The organism is Rahnella sp. EDr1-12, assembly GCF_049206505.1.
In the GTDB taxonomy this organism is placed as follows: domain Bacteria; phylum Pseudomonadota; class Gammaproteobacteria; order Enterobacterales; family Enterobacteriaceae; genus Rahnella; species Rahnella rivi.
Genome location: NZ_JBLZNY010000002.1, coordinates 116,596 through 135,858 on the forward strand (window position 1 = coordinate 116,596; position 19,263 = coordinate 135,858).

The following is a 19,263-nucleotide window of genomic DNA, read 5'->3' on the forward strand; positions in this document are numbered from 1 at the left end:
ATCTACTCCTAAGGTTTGCTACCCAGCGCAAGGCTGAAAAATTAAATACGTAATGCCTGACCGGCTGATATTTGTGCCAGCATGCGCTGGCTGATTTGGCTGAGATCCACCACTTCATTGACGCCACCGGTGGCGATAGCCTCACGAGGCATACCGAAAACCACACAACTGGCTTCGTTTTGTGCCAGGGTATACGCCCCTGCGCGGTGCATCTCCAGCATGCCGGCGGCGCCGTCATTGCCCATTCCCGTCAGGATCACCCCGACGGCATTGCGTCCGGCGAACTGCGCCACCGAACGAAATAACACGTCAACCGACGGACGATGGCGGTTTACCGCCGGGCCGTCGTTCAACTTAACCTGATAGTTGGCCCCGCTGCGTGCCAGTTCCATGTGTCTGTCGCCCGGCGCAATGTACGCATGCCCCGGTAAAACGCGCTCGCCGTCTTCGGCCTCTTTTACGGTGATCTGGCACAGTTTGTTCAGACGTTCGGCAAAAGAGCGCGTGAAGCCTGGCGGCATGTGCTGCGTGATCATCAGCGCCGGACAGGTCGGTGGCAGCGGTTGCAGAACGTGGCGAATTGCTTCGGTTCCGCCAGTGGAAGAGCCAATGGCGATCAGCTTTTCACTGCTGAGCAGCGGCGTATGGCTGAGAATGCGCGGCTGTTCCAGATTTACGCTTTTGTTCAGGCGTGCTTTCGACGCGGTGCGGATCTTGTCAGCAATCATTTCGCTGTAAGCCAGCATGCCTTCGCGGATCCCGAGCTGCGGTTTGGTGACGAAATCTATCGCCCCCAGTTCCAGCGCGCGCAGAGTGATTTCCGAGCCTTTACCGGTCAGCGATGACACCATCACCACCGGCATCGGGCGCAGACGCATCAGTTTTTCCAGAAAATCCAGCCCGTCCATGCGCGGCATTTCCACATCCAGCGTCAGCACGTCCGGGTTGAATTTCTTGATCAGATCCCGTGCGACCAGCGGATCGGGCGCGGTCGCCACCATTTCCATGTCGGGATGGCTGTTAATGATTTCAGTCATCAGCTGACGCATTAACGCCGAGTCATCGACGCTCAATACTCTGATTTTATTCATTACCTCTCCTTGGCGAGGCCATAGACGGTCTGGCCGCGCAAATAAAATTCCCGGCTGATCTGGCTGAAGTTTTCGGAGTGGCCGGCAAACATCAGGCCACCCGGCTTAAGTAACGGAACAAATCGGCGTAAAATTTTCTCCTGCGTTTCTTTATCGAAATAAATCATCACATTACGGCAGAAAATTGCATCAAAGGGTCCGTTCAGCTGCCACTGGTTTGCCAGTAAATTCAGTTGCTGGAAGGCCACCATTTGCGTCAGTTCCGGACGGGCGCGCACCAGACCACTGTGTGGGCCGGTGCCCTTGAGGAAGAACTTCTGCAACTGCTGCGGGCTGAGCGTGCGCAATTCTTCCTGGCGATAAACGCCCGCCGTGGCTTTTTCCAGCACCTGAGTATCGATGTCGCTGGCCTGAATACGGCAGTTCGCCATACGCGGCCCCAGCGCTTCGCTCAGGGTCATGGCGATGGAGTACGGCTCTTCGCCCGTTGAGGCGGCGGTGCTCCAGACGCTGTAATTATTCGGCCTTGAACGCGCATGTTCCGCAAGTATCGGGAAGTGATGCGCTTCGCGGAAAAATGCCGTGAGGTTAGTGGTCAGCGCATTAATAAACGCCTGCCATTCCGCGCTGCTGGTATCACTTTCCAGCATCGCCAGATAACTGCCGAAATCGTTCAGCCCGAGGAGCCGCAACCGCCGTACCAGGCGGTTGTAGACCATCTCCCGTTTGTGATCCGCCAGCACGATACCTGCGCGCTGATAAATCAGCTCACTGATCCGGCGGAAATGGATATCTGACAGCGGTAACCGCTGGATCATCTGTGCCATGATCGAAGTGTTATCAGCACTCAGTGGCGAGCCTGGTTGATTCATGGTGCAGCTCCAGTAACGAACAGGTGGTATTTCTAAACCTTTGTTGACGCTTCATGGCCGTCCGGTTGGTCAGAATGTTTCCCAGTTATCCGCCGACCCTGCACGCGCGGTCGCAGGGAGTAACGCGGGTGGTGTCAGCGAACGTGGCGCAAAACCAGACGCCGGTGTGTTGCGCGGTGCATGCCCGCTTTCTGACGTCGAGAGACGGAAGACAGAGACAGCACGGGTCAGGTTCTCAGACTCCACTTCCAGCGCATGGGTGGAAGACGCGGCCTGCTGAACCAGCGTGGCGTTTTGCTGCGTCACCTGATCCATCTGCGTCACGGCAATCGATACCTGCTCGATGCCACGGCTTTGCTCATCCGACGCCGAGGCGATTTCGCCCATGATGTCGGTGACGCGGGTCACGGCACGCACGATGTCATCCATGGTGTTGCCGGCAGATTCCACCAGTTCGGAACCCTGACTGACGCGGCTGACGGATTCGTCGATCAGCGCTTTAATCTCTTTTGCGGCCTGCGCACTGCGTTGTGCCAGACTGCGCACCTCGCCGGCCACCACGGCAAACCCGCGCCCCTGCTCACCCGCACGGGCGGCTTCGACGGCGGCGTTCAGTGCCAGAATGTTGGTCTGGAAAGCAATGCCGTCAATCACGCTGGTGATGGCACTGATTTTCTTCGAGCTGCCTGCAATGTCATTCATGGTTTTCACCACGTTGCCGGTCAGTGCGCCGCCTTTTTCTGCGGTATTTGAAGCATCGCGCGCCAGCTGTGTCGCCTGACGGGCGTTCTCGGCGTTCTGTTTCACCGTCGCGGTGAGCTGCTCCATGCTGGCAGCCGTTTCTTCCAGAGCGGAGGCCTGCTGTTCAGTACGCGCCGATAAATCGGTGTTTCCCGCAGCAATGCCTTTCAGGCCGGAGAACATGGTGTCTGCGCCGTGACGCACGGTGCGCACGGTATTGGCCAGCGACTGTTGCATCTGTTGCAGGCTGTCGAGCATCACTTTAATTTCGTAACGGCCTTCGACGGTGATCGGTGCTGAGATATCTCCCGCACCGATGCGGTCAAAATGACCCCGCATCACGGTCAGCGGCTGGAACAGAATACGACGGGTGATCACCAGCGCCAGGGCGGTCAGCAGCACCAGCAGAACCACAATCACCGAGGTGTTGATCATCACGTTCTGGTAAGACGCCACGGTCTGCTCTTTAGCCTGGTTAAAACGGCCACCGACATACGCGGTGTAATTGCCCACGTCTTTCTGGAACTGATCCTGATATTTCTGTGCCGGGCCGTTAAGGAAGCCCTGCATATCACCGGCGGACAGCATGTCGTTCAGTGACTGCAACATATCGTGCAACTGCTGGTAGCTGGCCTTGTTCACCGCCGTCAGTTCAGCCGCTTTTTCGGTTCTGCGGGGCAGCGCCAGAAACGCTGCGTAAGCATTTTCGGCATTTTTCAGGCTGGCTTTGGCATCTGCCATCAGCTGCGTGATGTTTTCCTGCGGCTGTTTCAGCGCCAGACGCGTGGCCGCGCGGTTCAGGGTATTACGGGTTTGCAGCAGATAAGACCAGGTCTGGTTGAGCGCATCCCGCTGCTCAGTGGTATTGGCAATCTGCTCGAAATTAGTTTTATCCGTGTGGGCGGCGTACAGCGATAAACCGCTGTTGACCAGTTGCATCACAAAAAACACTAACAACAGTAAAAACATGCAGGTGGACACACGGATGTGCTTAAACATGGATAACCTCTTTATGTGCCGGCCCTGACCGGCACAGTATTTCTTATAATTATTGCGATGTACGTGGCTTAAAAAGTTTCCCAGTTTTCAGACAACTTGCTCTGTGCCGCTCCACCTGTACCGGCCTGAGAACCTGACAGGTTCGGAGTCAACAAAGGCAGTCTCGTCGAAGACGAAGTCACCGGGCGCACGCTGTTATTGACGGATTGACTCAGTGTGAATACCGCCACAGATTGCGTCAGCAGGCTCGCCTGCTCTTCCAGCGCCGCCGAGGCGGACGCGGATTCTTCAACCAGTGAGGCGTTCTGCTGCGTCACCCGATCCATTTCGGTAATCGCCTGCGCGACCTGCTCAATCCCGCGGCTCTGCTCGTCAGAAGCCGAGGTGATTTCGCCCATGATGTCGGTGACGCGGGTGACCGCATTCACCATGTCATTCATGGTTTCACCGGCACTTTCAGCCAGTACCGAGCCGGTATTAATGCGGCTGACAGAATCATCAATCAGCCCTTTAATCTCTTTGGCAGCCTGCGCGCTGCGCTGTGCCAGGCTGCGAACTTCTCCCGCCACCACCGCAAAACCGCGCCCTTGCTCACCGGCACGCGCTGCTTCAACCGCGGCGTTCAGTGCCAGAATATTGGTCTGGAAGGCAATCCCGTCGATCACACCGGTAATGTCAGTGATTTTCTTCGAGCTGCTGGCGATGTCGTTCATGGTATCGACGACGTTGGCCACCACTTTGCCGCCCTTCAGCGCCGTTTCCGATGCGCTCAGCGCCAGCTGGCTGGCCTGACGGGCGTTTTCGGCGTTCTGTTTCACGGTCGCGGTCAACTGCTCCATGCTGGCTGCGGTTTCTTCCAGTGCTGATGCCTGCTCTTCGGTACGCGAAGAGAGATCGCTGTTACCGGCAGAAATTTCGCTCGCGCCGCTGTAAATCGCGTCGGCACCGTGGCGCACGCCGGAGACAGTTCGAATCAGTTCTTCCTGCATGTACTTGAGACTATCGGCAAGCTGGCCGATTTCATTACGGCTTTTCACCACTATTTCGTGCGTCAGATCGCCGGTGGCGATTTTACGGATGGTGACGACGATATTTTTCAGCGGATGGATCAGGATGCGCTGAACGCCGACCCAGGCCAGAATGATGAAAATCGCCAGTACAATCAGTACGGTACCCAGCATCCACATCGCATGCGTGAAGGAAGTTTCGCTGACGTGAACCGCCTGGTCATACAAATGGTCGTTCTGATCGATATAGGTCACGAACGCTTTTTCGAAATTGTCCTGATACTGCTGCGTCGGCTGTTCGAAGAAATCGTTGATACGGCCAAGGCCGATAAGCTCGATAAGTTCTGAGAGCGCGTCGTGAAGCACCTGATATTGTTTTTTAGCATCTTCAGCAAAAGCCGGGTTCTGGCTGGCATCCGCAGGAATTTTTTGATAATTAGCAAAATGCTGGTCAGCAATTTTCAGATCTTTAGTCGCCGTGTCGATCAGTTCTTTGACCGTCGCGCCGCTGCCCATCTGGTTCGCATCGAGCATGAAACGGATCCCGGCACGGTTGAGCGTGTTACGGGTTTGCAGAAGGTAAATCCAGCTGGCGTTGAATTCCGCCTGCTGTAAACGAATCTGCTGAGAGGTGGTGAAATTGTCTTTGTCCGTCTTTAAGGATTTAAAGAACAGGCCGCCGGATACCAACTGTAAAGCACCGAAGACCATCAGTAAGATCACGATGCCCGTGACCACTTTCATACGGTTAAACATGTTGTTCCTTTTTAAATGAGAATTATCTGGAAGGGTTATCGGCAGAAATGAGGGGAACTTTATGTGAAGGGGATCAGATTTTTTGGCTGACGCAGGGCACTCTTCCCGGCAGGCTTCAGAGGCCCGGCATCGCGAGCGATAAGATCAGAAAGGACGTCACGGCACAGAGTGTGAATCGGTGGTCTGTGGGAATTACGCCACCGTGGCGACAAAACTTTTTAACAGGGCAATGCGATGCGCATCAGGGCTGACCATCAGGTCATGGTGGATCATCAGCACCACGGCTTTTAATAACTCAGTGGTGGTGTCGATGTGCGACAGCGATTTTAACTTATCGATGTCATTGCCGATTTCACGCCCTTTCAGGGACAGGCGTTTATTGGCCGGACCGCTCGCCAGTTCTGACGTCAGCAAGGTGACCAGCTGCACTGCGGCTTCCGGGTTGGACGCCAGCTGATGAATGTAATATTTCAGCAGTAACGGCACGAAATCGGGGGTGGCCCCTAATTCCGCACTGGCAAGATTTAACAAATCAATCATGTGCGCCGGAACACGGCTTTCCACGGCTTTGCGCTGCAACTGCAGTTGCTTTTTGATCGCGGGCACCGACTGATAAGGGATCACCGCGACGCTGTCGCAGGTCTTACAGACGCCCGCGATAATGTTTTTCACGATGCCGCTGCCGTCATCAAATGGCACATCGCGCAACTGATAGCTGACCATCCTGAAAGCCTCACACACTCCGCATGCGGCTCTTTCTTCATCCCCTACTTTAACAATAATCATATTTTCCCTTAATGATGAACGCTGATGAAAACACTGTTGGGTTCTGCAAAATACCATTTGATGTACCAGTTAACCCCGGCATACCAGAGGGTAATAATGTGGACATCAAGACTGCTGTCTAGATGGTGGCGGCGACTCTGGTAGTGTTGCCCGGTAGCCAGACCGATCACCCTCTCCAGTTCCTGTGACGTCACCTCCCCCGTGCTTAAAAGATTTTTGAGATGAATTTCACGTCTTACCGCAAACCTGACTTGCCCATTCTTTAAACACGCGATCACCTTCCCTTTGATCTCTTTGAAACTCATGCCGCCTCAATGTACGCCACGTGTCGTACTTAATCAAATTATCATTTTGCCCACGTATATTTGCGTGAAGCCCCGTCCCACCGGGCTATCACGCCATAACTTGCAAAAAGATGCTCAGATAAAATGATGAATTTTCAGGTAACTGGAAGGTATTACGCAAAAACGTGCTGCACGAAATGCAACACGGATGTTTAGGGTCAGTACGGCTCGCAGGATGCGCTTTTGCGCCGCCCCCTGACGTTAAACAGCACATAACTCGCCACTGCCAGCACCCAGACCCCGACTGCGCCATAGAGCAGAATGCCTGCAAACCCTTGCGTCAGGGCCTGTTCAACCTGCCCGCGGTGCAGGTTTTCAACGGCAGAACCTCCTGCGATACGCCCGGCCAGTGAAGAGATATCTGTTGCCGCTGGCATGGCTCCTTTCAGGCACGCGGCAATTCCCGCCACCAGCAGGCTGCCCATCAAGGCAATGTTGACGGAAAGCGTGATAAGCCGTGCGCTGATATCAATACCCGAGGCCATTCCCGCCCGGTTTGCCGCAACGGAACCGGTGGTGGTGTTGGTTACCGGCGTATTGGTCAGCCCGAGAGCGATACCTGCCAGCAGCGCACCTGGCATCAAACTCATGTGATGCACCACGGCGATTTGCATCAGAATAAAACCTGCGCCGATGGCGAATAATCCCAGCGGGATCAGACGTGATGCGCCAAAACGGGTGGTCAGCTTTTCACCCAGCGGCGGCATCAGCAACGTGGGCAACGTGTAAGCCAGCAGTGCCAGGCCGGTGGCAACGCTGCCATAGCCCAGCCCGGCCTGGTAGTACACCGGCAGGTAAATCATCAGCGGCCAGAAGCTGAAGTTCATCCCCACCGATCCCATCAGCGCCCCGGAAAATGCCCGCACGCGGAAGACTGAAAAATCGAACATCGGATGCGCATGGCGTTTTTCAATCCAGATGAACAGGGCAGCGCTGACCGCGGTGATCAGCATCACGGCGCGCGCGATGACGCTGTGCCAGCCCAGGCTGCCGCCCTGCGTGATGAGATACGTCGCGCCCATCACCGTCAGCGATAACGTGACAAGCCCGCCGAGATCCAGTTTTTTAGCCTGCGTGTCGCGGGATTCCACCACGTTTTTCAGCGCCAGAATCAGCGTCAGTAATGCGATAAACCCGTGTACCAGAAACACCCATTGCCAGCTCAGCCACGCCACTAACATGCCGCCGACGATCGGCCCGAAGCCCAGCCCGAAACCGAAGGTGATCCCCCAGGCGGCAAAAGCGTGGCTGCGCGCTTTCCCTTGCGGAAACTGGGATGACAGTATCGCAATCAGGCAGGTCAGCATCGCGCCGCCGCTCAGCCCTTGTAAAAACCGCCCGACGATAAGCCACGGCGCAGTGGACGCCAGCCCGCACATCAGAGACGTGACCCCGAAGGCGAAAATGCTGAGGATGAAAACGCGCTTACGCCCGTATTTGTCCGCCAGTGTTCCGGTGGCCATCAGCACCGTGGTGCAGGCCAGCGTGTAGGCATTCATGATCCACTGCAACTCCCTGAAGCTCGCGTGCATCTCCTTTTCGAGCACCGGCAAAATCACCGGCACGCTGGAGATTTCCAGCCCTGACATCAGCGCGGCAAGACAAACCGCCATCAGTGCCAACATGTTTTTCATATCTGGTCCCTGCAAAACGTTAAGAGAGTGCCAGCATGGAAGATTGGCGGCGTGCTGGAAATCCATCCGGATGCCATGTATCGTCAAGATCATGCCAAAATCACCGGTAACCCATCATGCGCATTACTTCCCCTTCTCCGCTCCCTGCCCGCTCGCCCGCGCCCCTGAACCGGCGTCTGGTGTTGCTGGCCTATGAGTGCCTGTGTACGTTCGAGTTCGGTATTGCGGTTGAAGCTTTCGGGCGGGCCGACGATGTTTTTGGTGAGCCTTTGTATGACCTGTGTGTCGCTTCGGTGGAGGAAGGCACTTTCGGCGCGCAGGGCGGCGTCCGGCTGGTGGTCGATGGCGGGCTGGAACTGCTGGAGGATGCAGGTACGATCGTCATCCCCGGCTGGCGAAGTGTTCACGAACCGGCGTCAGAGGCGCTCATCATCGCGTTGCAAAAAGCGCACAGCAACGGCACCCGCATTGTCTCAATCTGCGCAGGCAGCTTTGTGCTCGGCGCAGCCGGACTGCTCGATGGCAAGCGCGCTACCGCGCACTGGAACAGTACGGAAATTCTGGCGCAGCGTTTTCCTGAGGTGCAGGTCGAACACGGGATGATTTACGTGGATGAAGGCAGCATTATTACGTCTGCCGGCGGCGCGGCGGGTGTCGATTTGTGTCTGCATCTGATCCGTCGCGATTACGGTATTGAAGTTGCCAACCGCACGGCGCGCCGCATGGTGACGCCGCCGCTGCGTGAAGGCAATCAGGCGCAGCTGATTCAGCAACCCGTTCCACGGCGTCAGATCAAAAATCTCGCCCCGCTGCTGGACGATTTACGCAGTCATCTCAATACGCCGCTGGTGATTGAACAGCTCGCCGCACAAGCCGGTATGAGCCGCCGGACTTTTCTGCGGCGTTTTCACGATGCAACGGGCACGACGCCCGGCGAATGGATGCTGAGCGTCCGGCTGGAAAAAGCCTGTGCGCTGCTGGAAAACGGCACATTAAGCATTGACCGCGTCGCCGAACAAGCCGGTTTTGGATCACCGGAAACCCTGCGCCATCACTTCCGCCAGCGTCTCGACACCACCCCGACGAAGTGGCGCAAAGCATTCATTGAAAGGCGCATGGCGGGCTAACGTGGCAGGCGGTGCCGGAGTTTTTGAGCTGCCTGTGCGGCAGTGAAGGCGGGGTTCCGGCCTGACGGCTGGGGTCTGATTTTCTAAGCTGCCTGTACGGCAGTGAACAATATGGGGTATTTAGGCCGCATTCGGGCCGTTTTCTAAGCTGCCTGTACGGCAGTGAACCGTTCAATGTTGAGGGTTATCTCTTGAACCGCAAAAGATTATCCCTGTTTGGGCAGAAATACCCTCTTTTTTGAGGGTATGTATGACTCAGTAAAATCAATGAGTTAGCAAAGGTACAGAAAAGAGGGTTTTATTCGATCGCGACTGGCGCGCTCAAAAATCTTGCTGAACGGAGCGGCCTGAAGACCAGAGGCTTCAGGGCCGGGAGAAGGAACCGCGAAGCGGCAAGATTTTGCGCCACACGCGGTAGTTGCAGGACATGACCATCGTGCCTGCGACAGGGCGAACCAGAAAAAACGCAGGATTGTTAAGGGGCGCGTTTACGCCCCTTAACCCGGTGTGGGCCAGCGCCCACGACCTTGACGTTAATGAACGAAAATCAAATTTTCGTCACGCTATCCACTAACGCCATCTCTTCACTGCTCAGCAGCTTCTCAATATCCACCAGAATCAACATACGGTCACCCAGAGAACCTAACCCGGTCAGGTATTCGGTTGACATGGTCACTGCAAATTCTGGTGCGGGACGGATCTGATCTTGCGTTAACGACAGCACGTCGGATACGCCGTCAACCACAATACCCACCACGCGGTTTTCGAAGTTGAGGACGATCACTACGGTGTTTTCATTGTAGATCACGTCTTCCTGCGCGAACTTCACCCGCAGGTCGAGAATGGGTACGATGACGCCACGCAGGTTGGTGACACCTTTAATGAACGCCGGGGTGTTCGCAATACGGGTGACCTGATCGTAACCGCGGATTTCCTGCACTTTCAGGATATCGATGCCGTATTCTTCGTCGCCCAGGGTAAAGATCAGGAACTCCTGTCCTACCGTTTCGCCCGCAATTTTTGCCACAGTTGCAAGTCCTGCCATGTTGTTCACCTTAAATCAGCCTGAGTTTTTACGCCCGGTGGCCGTCACCTGACGGGCCAGCCACCGGCGGTTTTGCATGCTTTTATTGTTAATCACATCAGGCGGCAGATGCGCCAGTTGCACGCTTGTCACGGTTCAGTGCCTGCAATGCAGACACATCAACAATCAGCGCCACGCTGCCGTCACCCAAAATAGTGGCGGCGGAAATGCCCGGCACTTTGCGATAGTTGCTTTCCAGATTCTTCACCACCACCTGATGCTGACCGATCAACTGATCAACCAGCAAGGCGTAGCGGCGGCCTGCACTTTGCAGGATCACGACGATGCCCTGAGTGGCTTCAGTTTTCGCGCCTTCAACGTCAAACACGTTGTAGAGCTCGACCAGCGGCAGATATTCTCCGCGCACCTGCAGAACGCGCTCGCCACCGGCCAGCGGGTGCAAATCTTCCGCCAGCGGTTGCAGCGATTCCATCACCGCATTCAGTGGCAGAATGAAGACTTCTTTGCCCACTTTCACCGACATGCCGTCGAGGATCGCCAGCGTCAGTGGCAGCAGGATACGGATGGTGGTGCCTTTGCCTTGCTGGGAATGGATTTCGACGTGACCGCCCATTTCCTGAATATTTCGCTTCACCACGTCCATGCCTACGCCACGGCCTGAGACGTCGGTGACTTTTTCCGCCGTCGAGAAGCCCGGTGCGAAGATCAGCATGCCGACATCTTCGTCACTCATGCTTTCGCTGACGTTCATGCCTTGCGACAGGGCTTTCGCCAGAATACGTTCGCGGTTCAGACCGGCACCGTCATCCACCACTTCGATGCAGATGTTGCCGCCCTGATGCTCCGCAGACAGCGTCAGGTTGCCGGTTGGCGGTTTGCCGTTGGCAATACGCGTTTCCGGCGTTTCGACACCGTGATCGAGACTGTTGCGCACCAGGTGCGTCAGCGGATCGATAATGCGTTCGATCAGACTCTTATCCAGTTCGGTAGAGCTGCCGAGCAGGGTCAGTTCGATTTGCTTATTCAGTTTGCTCGCCAGATCACGCACCAGACGCGGGAAGCGGCTGAAAACGTATTCCATCGGCATCATACGAATCGACATCACCGATTCCTGCAAATCACGGGCGTTACGCTCAAGCTGCCCCATGCTGTTGAGCAGATCGCTGTGCGCCACCGGATCCAGCAGATCGGAACGCTGCGCCAGCATCGACTGGGTGATCACCAGTTCGCCGACCAGGTTGATCAGCTGATCCACTTTCTCGACTGCCACACGGATGCTGGTCGATTCCGGTGCTTTTGGCGCGCGGGCTTTCGGCGGTTCGCTGCTGGGTACTGCCGTCAGGACCGGAGCGGGACGCGCCACAACAGCGGTTGCTGCCGGTTCTGCTACCGCTACCGCTGCCGATGCCGCAACGGCAACCGGTGTGGCCGGAACAGAAGCCTGCGTGAAGCTGATTTGTTCCGGTTCGAGCACGAAACACAGTACCGCGATGATATCGTCTTCGGTCACCGTAGTGACAAGCGTGGCTTCCACGCTGTCTTCGGTCTGTACCGGATCGACGATGTCGCCCAGATTCCCCAGCTCTTCCAGCATCACCGGCACTTCCTGCGGCTTCAGACCGGACAGGCGAACGCGCATCCCGCCTTTGCCCGCCGCGGAGGTCGCAGGGGCTGCCGTTTGTGCAGGTTCGTCAGTGACGACGTGGAGATCCGCTGCCGGCTCCCGCGCTTGCTGCGCGTCGAGCGCCAGTTGTCTCAGGGCCGCACAGATGTATTCAAAACTGTCTGCATCGGGATCCCGGGAAGATTTATAGGCGTCCAGTTGCTCCTGCATAATGTCTTTCGTTTCCAAAAACAGGTTGATGATGTCGGTGCTCAGGCTCATTTCTGCGCGTCGCGCACCGTCGAGCAGGTTTTCCAGTAAATGGGTGGTTTCCTGCAGAACCGTAAAGCCAAAGGTCGCTGCTCCGCCTTTAATTGAGTGCGCTGCGCGGAAAATCGCGTTGAGCTGCTCAACGTCGGGCGCTTGCGGATCAAGCAACAACAGGTGTTGCTCCATGTCCGCCAGCAGCTCGTCGGCTTCATCAAAAAACGTCTGATAAAAATCAGTTATATCCATGCTCACGTGATCACCTCTGCTGTGAATCGCGGCTTGTTGATGTGGTCGCAGGTGCCGGACCTGCGGCAGCAGCCGGAGCTGTCGTCGCAGGTTGAGCGTCTGCCGATGTGGTCACAGGCACCTGCGTCTCAATCCTGGTTGCAGGGACTTCTACTACTGTTGGTGCTAATAATTCTGGTGCGGCAACGGCCGGTGCCGGGCTCTGGGTCGGTGCCACGGAAGCTTGCGGTGCCTGAACTTTCGGTGCCAGCGCAGGTGCGGTACTGCGGCCAGGTACTTGTCTTTGCAGCTCGCCCGCGTCACTGATCGTAATCGCTTCGCCCTCGCTGTTTTCCCGCTCAATGGCTTCCTCAGCATGTCTGTTGAGGACCAAAATGCTGATGCGACGGTTGATCGCATCGCCTGCCGGATGATTTTTGAGTTGCATGGTTGACCCCATACCCATCACCCGCAGAACTTTTCCTTCGCTCAGGCCGCCGACAATCATTTCACGGCGCGACGCATTGGCGCGGTCGGTGGACAATTCCCAGTTGCTGTAGCCACGTTCACCCTGGGCATACGGCATATCATCGGTATGGCCCGCCAGGCTTATCTTGTTAGGGAAATCATCCAGTACCGGACCAATCGCCCGCAAAATATCGCGCATGTAGGGCTCGACGATGGCGCTGCCGAGCTGAAACATCGGGCGATTCTTGCTGTCGATAATCTGAATGCGCAAACCCTGTTCGGTCAGGTTAATCATCAGATGCGGGCGCAAATCTTTTAAACGCGGATCCGATGCCAGCATCGCTTCGAGTTTGTCCTGCAACTTCATCAGATCGCCGGTTTCACGCAGTTCACGGGCATCGCCCTGTGACTGGATCATCTTATGCACTTCGCCGTCCTGCATGGTCGGGTCTGCCCCGCCGCCAGGGATCGGACTGGTGGCATCGCTGCTGCGCGGTCCGCCGGTAATGGCCACCGCCAGCGGCGTACGGAAGTATTCGGCAATCTGTACCAATTCTTTAGGGCTGGAGATCGAAATCAGCCACATCACCAGGAAGAAGGCCATCATCGCTGTCATAAAGTCAGCGTAAGCAATCTTCCATGAACCGCCGTGATGCCCGCCGCCGTGCTTACTCTTTTTCTTACGTACAACAACGATGGGATGGCTCTGATGCTTCATACTTTTTCTTCTTCAGTTTGTTGCTGGTTAGGCGATTTAACCTGACGAACGTGCTCCTCCAGTTCGATAAACGAAGGGCGTTCTGAGGTGTAGAGCGTCTTACGGCCAAACTCGACAGCGATCTGCGGGGCATAACCGTTGAGGCTCGACAGCAATGTCACTTTGATGCACTGCATCATTTTGGTGTTTTCAGCACTTTTCTGACGTAACACGCTGGCCAGTGGTGAAATAAACCCGTACGCCAGCAAGATGCCGAGGAAGGTACCGACCATCGCATGGGCAATCAGCGCCCCCAGCTCTGCGGCCGGACGGTCGGCGGCGGCGAGGGTATGAACAATCCCCATCACCGCAGCAACGATCCCGAATGCCGGAAGTGAATCCCCGACCAGCGCCAGGCTGTTGGCCGGCACTTCGCTTTCGTGTTCGTAGGTTTCGATCTCTTCATCCATCAGCGCTTCGATTTCAAACGCATTCATGTTGCCGCTGACCATCAGACGTAAGTAGTCAGTCAGATATTCCACTAAATGTTTATCGGCAAGGATGCGCGGATAATTAGCAAAAATGTCGCTTTCAGCGGGATTGTCGATGTCATTTTCCAGCGACAGCATCCCCTGTTGGCGCGACTTGGCTAACAAGCGGTAAAGCAAGGCCATCAAATCCATATACAACGCTTTGTTGTATTTAGACGCGCGGAACAGCTGCGGCAGCGCGCGCAAGGTGGATTTAATCGCTTTACCGTTGTTACCGACAAAGAAGGCACCGATACCGGCACCGCCGATAATCAGCAATTCTGCTGGTTGGTATAACGCGCCCAGTTCCCCGCCGACGAGCATGAAACCGCCAAACACTGAGCCCAGCACCACGATGTAACCTATTATCACTAGCACGATGAATCCTTAATTCGATGTGGTTTTAGGGCGAGGAAAAGCGCACCGCCATGAGCCTGCCGTTTTCTATGCAACCCGGATGATTTGCATAAAAAAGTGCCAGACAAAGGCTGAGAGATGAGGGGGAAAATAGGGAGCGGTGTTACCACCGCCCGGGCATTCTTACTGCGACCCTGACATCTCAGACTGCGCGCTTGACCTTTTCGTCCAGCTCTTGAGATGTTATATCGGCAACCTGCGGGGAAAGTTTACGTTTTTTTACTGCGCGGGATGGGGGTTGGCAGAGACTGCAAACAAACCCGTGACGGGGCTGGTGTGCATGGGTAATAAATGATCCGTCACAGCAGTTACAGGCAGAAAGCTGCAACATACCGCTGTCCACGAACCGGACCAGCGTCCAGGCGCGGGTCAACGCTAAAATCGGCGCTTCTCCCGGCTGTTCAGGACACTGCTCAAGATATAAACGATAGGCGCTGATCACCGCTTCGACACCATTACAATGCCCGCTCTTCATCAGAAAAGAGTACGCGTTGTAAAACATCGAAGAGTGAATGTTTTGTTCCCAGGTCATGAACCAGTCTGTCGAGAATGGCAGCATGCCTTTCGGTGGCGGGCTGCCACGTAATTCTTTGTACAGTTTAATCAGACGGCCACGGCTTAACTGCGTCTCGCTTTCCAGCATCTGCAATCTTGCGCCCAAAGAAATCAGCTCCATGGCGAGCTGAATATCGCGGGCTTCCTGAACAATACTTTTTTCTGCCGGTTTGGCTGGCGTCTCTTTGATTAGCATGTTGCGCCCTTAATAGACATGGCTACGCCCTTTTCTTCATGGCGCCGCTGTCTCTCGCCGCCAGACCTTTAAGCAGGTGGCTCGACAGCAGGATACCGGTGTGGATTTGCTGCAAATCATCTACACGGGATTCCTGGGTCAGGCGTTCGATGGTCTTACTGTCATCAAAGCGGAACTGACAAAGAAGCTGATTCGTTTCAGCTAATTTAACCATTTGTGGCAACGTAAGTTGGCCTAAGGCGTCTGCCATCACGTCGTCAATCCCCAGCCGGAACATCGCGGAGGCCTTCTCGTCATTAATCAAACGCTGTGCCAAAAGTAAATATGACAGGTTGATATCATATATGTGCTTAAGCAATTCGGACATGCTGTTCTACCCCATTACCGATGCCACATTTTTAATGTGGCTGATTGATAGACATATTCCATGCAGCAAGAGTTTTACCCGGCCTGTCAGGGAGTATTTTTTCACTATCAAAACAATTAGTTCATTGGCTGATTAATAAATCTCACGATGAGAAATGGATTTATCCCGCGGTATTTACTTCACCGCCAATACAAGTTTGTTCCTGATGTAAACTAAATTAAGTGTGACAATTGCAATGCTAAGTAATCTTCAAACATATCAGTTTTGTTGTACTGGCAGGGTCCGTTGCTGTGATGGCATCTCATTCAGTGAAACGCTTTTACATACATTATTAGGAATAATCTTACTACGACGCAACTCTACCCCTGTTCCCTTTATACATACAATCTAACTGATCACAAATTTTGAATAAAGTGTGACGCACATCACACTTTAGAAATTTATTTTATCCTAAAAAGCGCACTTTATCGTAAAAATTTGCGCAGTTTTAACGCAAAAGTAAAAAAGCATCTAAAAACCCTTCCCCAGACTGCCTTTTTTCGCCTTTTTGAGATCAATTTGTACAAAGACCAGCTAAAGCCAAATGATAAGAACATTCAGTGATTAAGCATAGCTTGTGCAGTGAAATGTGCTGGTAATTTCCGATAGTGTGATCAATGTGCTATCGCGTTAAAACCCAGTCATTACGCGGTTTGCAGAGGAAGTGTGTTGCGGGATTTTGGTTAAATTTGATTCAAAAGGTTTTGAAAACGTGAACAACTACACGATTTGAAAAGTAAAAAGACAATGAGTGTAAGGGAATGTGTTCAGGGACGGGAAGTCATCCGGTCAGCAGACCAGATTGATAAGCAGATATGATGAAAAGAGGACAATGTCCCGTGCTTCTCTATCGGCAACTCTTCACGAAAACTTTAGTGATTGGGCTTAAAAAAGTGGTTTATTCCGGACAATCGCAAATAAAAAGAGAGTGATTAGGAATATTATTACCTAATCAGCAGCCTGCTCCTCGTAAACCTGCTAACAGAGCATAAAGAACATCTTTCATTACTCCATGAGCATGGGGATTTAATTAGCCAGTGAAATAAAGGGTTATTCGCGGGGTTTTATAAATAAAGAAAGCACTGCTTTAACAAAAAACAGGGTTTTGGAGGCGGGAGACTTTCATTCAAAAGCAAAAACGAGGTTCACAAATAAAAACCTGCCGCAAAATCCGGCAGGTCATCACATATTATTATTACCCTCAGGGTAATGATGGATAATCGATTAAAAAGGCATCGTCCGTGGGTCGGGATACTGATACTCGAACCCCAGCTCCTTGCAGATACGCTCACCGTCGACGATTTTTCCTTTGGTTGCTGAAGTTTCTTCAGCAAACGTCGGCGCCTCAAGCCCCATCTGGCGGGCCAGCGCCGGGTAAAACTCGGCTTTTGCCGGATGTTTAGGGGCGCACAGATTATAGGTGTGCCCACCCTTTGGCAGACTGAGCAATAAGGTGATGGCGGCGACAACGTCATCCTGATGCACCAGGTTGACGCCATTCTGCCCCCCTTTCACGTCCGTTTTGCCTGCCATGAAGCGCCCCGGATGACGATCGCCCCCCACCAGACCGGCCAGCCGTAACACATCCACCGAGGTATGCGGCAGGCTGTGTAACCAGCTTTCTAATTCTTTCAGCACTTTTCCACTGGAGGTCACCGGCTCAAGGGCGGAACCTTCGCGCACGATGTCGTCCCTTTCACCGTAAACAGACGTGGAACTGGTGAAGATGATGCGTTTTACGTTGTGTGCCAGCGCGCTGTCTGTCAGCTGCTGCACGGCCTGGAAGTAAAGCTCGCTGCCTTCGACGGTTCTGCGTGCCGGTAAGGTGATGATCAGCGCATCAACGTTCAGCAGTTTATCCAAATCTTCCGCTTCGCATTCCATCTCCGGGGTGAACACCAACGGATAGCAGTCAATGCCGACCATTCTGGCGGCATCTACACCGTCAGGCGTGGTTTTGCTGCCCACCACGTCGTAGCCTCTGCCCGCCAGCGCCATCGCCAGAGGCATTCCCAGCCAGCCCAATCCAATAATAGAAACCTTTTTCATCTGTTACTCCCTCTGCTCGGTGGCCGATGGTCACCACTGCGCCATCTGCCGTTCGCGTTCTCGCTTCTCTTTATACTAGCCTTTCTCTCCTTATAGATGCGTAAGCTTTTCCAGGAGACTGTGAACAGATCATTCATTTTTTCGATGAAACAGCCCCTGAAGATAAGAAAAACTCATCATCCGAAAAAAAGGTTGCGCACTTGCCGCCCGATAGTTTAGTTTTATTGGCAACCGAATTTGATTTGTGTGGCGCAGACTTCGTTATGAATAACGCCGCACCGAATGAACACTCAGAGAGACTGACATGACAAACGTTATGATTAACCACCATCATCACCATCACCCTGACTAGTCTTGCAGGCGATTGGTGCTGGAAGACTGTCTAGATCTTCCAGTGGAGCAGAACGCAGAGAAAGCCCCCGGAAGAACACTTCCGGGGGCTTTTTTTTTGGCCTAACGAATTGAAGTAAAAGCATTTGTACAAAACTCTGCACACAACATTTACCAAAACATTAAAACTGAAAACAAAGAAATTGAGGTCATCATGCTGGATAAAACACGTTTACGGATAGCAATGCAGAAATCGGGTCGCCTGAGCGATGAGTCACGCGAATTGCTGGCACGCTGCGGGATTAAAATCAATCTGCAGGAACAACGCCTGATCGCCTTCGCAGAAAACATGCCGATCGACATTCTGCGTGTCCGTGATGACGACATTCCGGGGCTGGTAATGGACGGTGTGGTTGATCTGGGCATCATCGGTGAGAACGTGCTGGAAGAAGAGTTGCTGGCACGCCGCGCTCAGGGCGAAGATCCGCGTTATTTCACGCTGCGTCGCCTGGACTTCGGCGGTTGCCGTCTGTCGCTCGCGACCCCGCTTGACGCAGAATACACCGGCCCGCAAAGCCTGCAAAACTCCCGCATCGCCACCTCCTATCCGCACCTGCTCAAGCAATATCTCGACAAACAGGGCGTCGATTTCAAATCCTGTCTGCTGAACGGTTCTGTTGAAGTCGCGCCACGCGCCGGTCTTTCTGATGCAATTTGCGATCTGGTTTCCACCGGCGCCACGCTTGAAGCCAACGGCCTGCGTGAAGTGGAAGTGATTTACCGCTCTAAAGCCTGTCTGATCCAGCGCGACGGCGAAATGCCGGAAGCCAAACAGCAACTCATCGACAAAATGATGACCCGTATTCAGGGCGTCATTCAGGCCCGTGAATCCAAGTACATTATGCTGCACGCGCCAAGTGAGCGTCTGGACGAAATCGTTGCCCTGCTGCCAGGCGCTGAACGCCCGACCATTCTGCCGCTGGCCGGCGATCAGCAACGTGTGGCGATGCACATGGTCAGCAGCGAAACGCTGTTCTGGGAAACCATGGAAAAACTGAAAGCGCTGGGCGCCAGCTCAATTCTGGTTCTGCCAATCGAAAAAATGATGGAGTAAT

Annotated in this window: 16 protein-coding genes and 1 other annotated feature; of the genes, 2 read left to right on the forward strand and 14 right to left on the reverse strand. The window is 54.2% G+C overall.

Going from position 1 to position 19,263, the window contains the following annotated elements:
• Window positions 1-41: 41 nt before the first annotated feature.
• The 7 genes from ACO0U8_RS10060 to ACO0U8_RS10090 all read right to left on the reverse strand — a co-directional run bounded on the left by ACO0U8_RS10060 (window position 42) and on the right by ACO0U8_RS10090 (window position 8,230).
• Window positions 42-1,091, reverse strand: coding sequence for a protein-glutamate methylesterase/protein-glutamine glutaminase (locus tag ACO0U8_RS10060; protein WP_056769709.1), 1,050 nt, complete (start codon window positions 1,089-1,091; stop codon window positions 42-44).
• Window positions 1,091-1,963 (reverse strand): protein-glutamate O-methyltransferase CheR, encoded by an 873-nt coding sequence (gene cheR, locus ACO0U8_RS10065; RefSeq protein WP_056769706.1) that lies wholly within the window; start codon window positions 1,961-1,963, stop codon window positions 1,091-1,093. The genes ACO0U8_RS10060 and cheR overlap by 1 nt, the downstream gene beginning before the upstream one ends.
• A 69-nt stretch (window positions 1,964-2,032) precedes the next feature.
• Window positions 2,033-3,703 (reverse strand): methyl-accepting chemotaxis protein, encoded by a 1,671-nt coding sequence (locus ACO0U8_RS10070; protein WP_122094981.1) that lies wholly within the window; start codon window positions 3,701-3,703, stop codon window positions 2,033-2,035.
• 68 nt (window positions 3,704-3,771) lie between these two features.
• Window positions 3,772-5,466 carry a methyl-accepting chemotaxis protein gene (locus tag ACO0U8_RS10075; protein WP_183847410.1) on the reverse strand — a complete coding sequence of 565 codons (1,695 nt, stop codon included), beginning with the start codon at window positions 5,464-5,466 and terminating at the stop codon, window positions 3,772-3,774.
• A gap of 192 nt (window positions 5,467-5,658) precedes the next feature.
• Entirely contained in the window at window positions 5,659-6,252 is a 594-nt protein-coding gene (locus ACO0U8_RS10080) for a hypothetical protein (protein ID WP_122094977.1), read from the reverse strand.
• Window positions 6,253-6,260: 8 nt separating this feature from the next.
• A complete protein-coding gene (locus ACO0U8_RS10085) occupies window positions 6,261-6,557 on the reverse strand; it encodes a hypothetical protein (RefSeq protein WP_056769698.1) in 297 nt (98 codons plus the stop codon).
• Window positions 6,558-6,754: 197 nt separating this feature from the next.
• On the reverse strand, window positions 6,755-8,230 hold the full coding sequence (locus ACO0U8_RS10090) for an MFS transporter (RefSeq protein WP_421670730.1): 1,476 nt from the start codon (window positions 8,228-8,230) through the stop codon (window positions 6,755-6,757).
• Between the two features lie 116 nt (window positions 8,231-8,346).
• Between ACO0U8_RS10090 and ACO0U8_RS10095 the strand changes: the two genes are divergently transcribed.
• A complete protein-coding gene (locus ACO0U8_RS10095; RefSeq protein WP_421670731.1) occupies window positions 8,347-9,357 on the forward strand; it encodes a helix-turn-helix domain-containing protein in 1,011 nt (336 codons plus the stop codon).
• 547 nt (window positions 9,358-9,904) lie between these two features.
• Here the strand turns inward: ACO0U8_RS10095 and cheW are convergent.
• From cheW to ACO0U8_RS10130, 7 genes are all read right to left on the reverse strand, one after another.
• Window positions 9,905-10,402, reverse strand: coding sequence for a chemotaxis protein CheW (gene cheW, locus ACO0U8_RS10100; RefSeq protein ID WP_056769601.1), 498 nt, complete (start codon window positions 10,400-10,402; stop codon window positions 9,905-9,907).
• 97 nt (window positions 10,403-10,499) lie between these two features.
• On the reverse strand, window positions 10,500-12,527 hold the full coding sequence (gene cheA / locus ACO0U8_RS10105; RefSeq protein WP_217203913.1) for a chemotaxis protein CheA: 2,028 nt from the start codon (window positions 12,525-12,527) through the stop codon (window positions 10,500-10,502).
• 4 nt (window positions 12,528-12,531) lie between these two features.
• On the reverse strand, window positions 12,532-13,686 hold the full coding sequence (gene motB / locus ACO0U8_RS10110) for a flagellar motor protein MotB (protein WP_421670732.1): 1,155 nt from the start codon (window positions 13,684-13,686) through the stop codon (window positions 12,532-12,534).
• Entirely contained in the window at window positions 13,683-14,573 is an 891-nt protein-coding gene (gene motA, locus ACO0U8_RS10115; protein WP_056769595.1) for a flagellar motor stator protein MotA, read from the reverse strand. Before motA ends, motB begins: the two co-directional genes overlap by 4 nt.
• 181 nt (window positions 14,574-14,754) lie before the next feature.
• Window positions 14,755-15,363, reverse strand: a complete 609-nt coding sequence (gene flhC, locus ACO0U8_RS10120; RefSeq protein ID WP_056769593.1) for a flagellar transcriptional regulator FlhC — start codon at window positions 15,361-15,363, stop codon at window positions 14,755-14,757.
• Between the two features lie 22 nt (window positions 15,364-15,385).
• Window positions 15,386-15,730, reverse strand: a complete 345-nt coding sequence (gene flhD / locus ACO0U8_RS10125) for a flagellar transcriptional regulator FlhD (protein ID WP_056769592.1) — start codon at window positions 15,728-15,730, stop codon at window positions 15,386-15,388.
• Between the two features lie 1,263 nt (window positions 15,731-16,993).
• A complete protein-coding gene (locus ACO0U8_RS10130) occupies window positions 16,994-17,818 on the reverse strand; it encodes an SDR family oxidoreductase (RefSeq protein ID WP_136377239.1) in 825 nt (274 codons plus the stop codon).
• Between the two features lie 327 nt (window positions 17,819-18,145).
• Window positions 18,146-18,267, forward strand: a sequence feature (His leader region).
• 95 nt (window positions 18,268-18,362) lie between these two features.
• Here ACO0U8_RS10130 and hisG point away from each other — a divergent pair.
• On the forward strand, window positions 18,363-19,262 hold the full coding sequence (hisG, locus tag ACO0U8_RS10135) for an ATP phosphoribosyltransferase (RefSeq protein ID WP_056769589.1): 900 nt from the start codon (window positions 18,363-18,365) through the stop codon (window positions 19,260-19,262).
• The last annotated feature ends 1 nt before the right edge of the window (window position 19,263 follow it).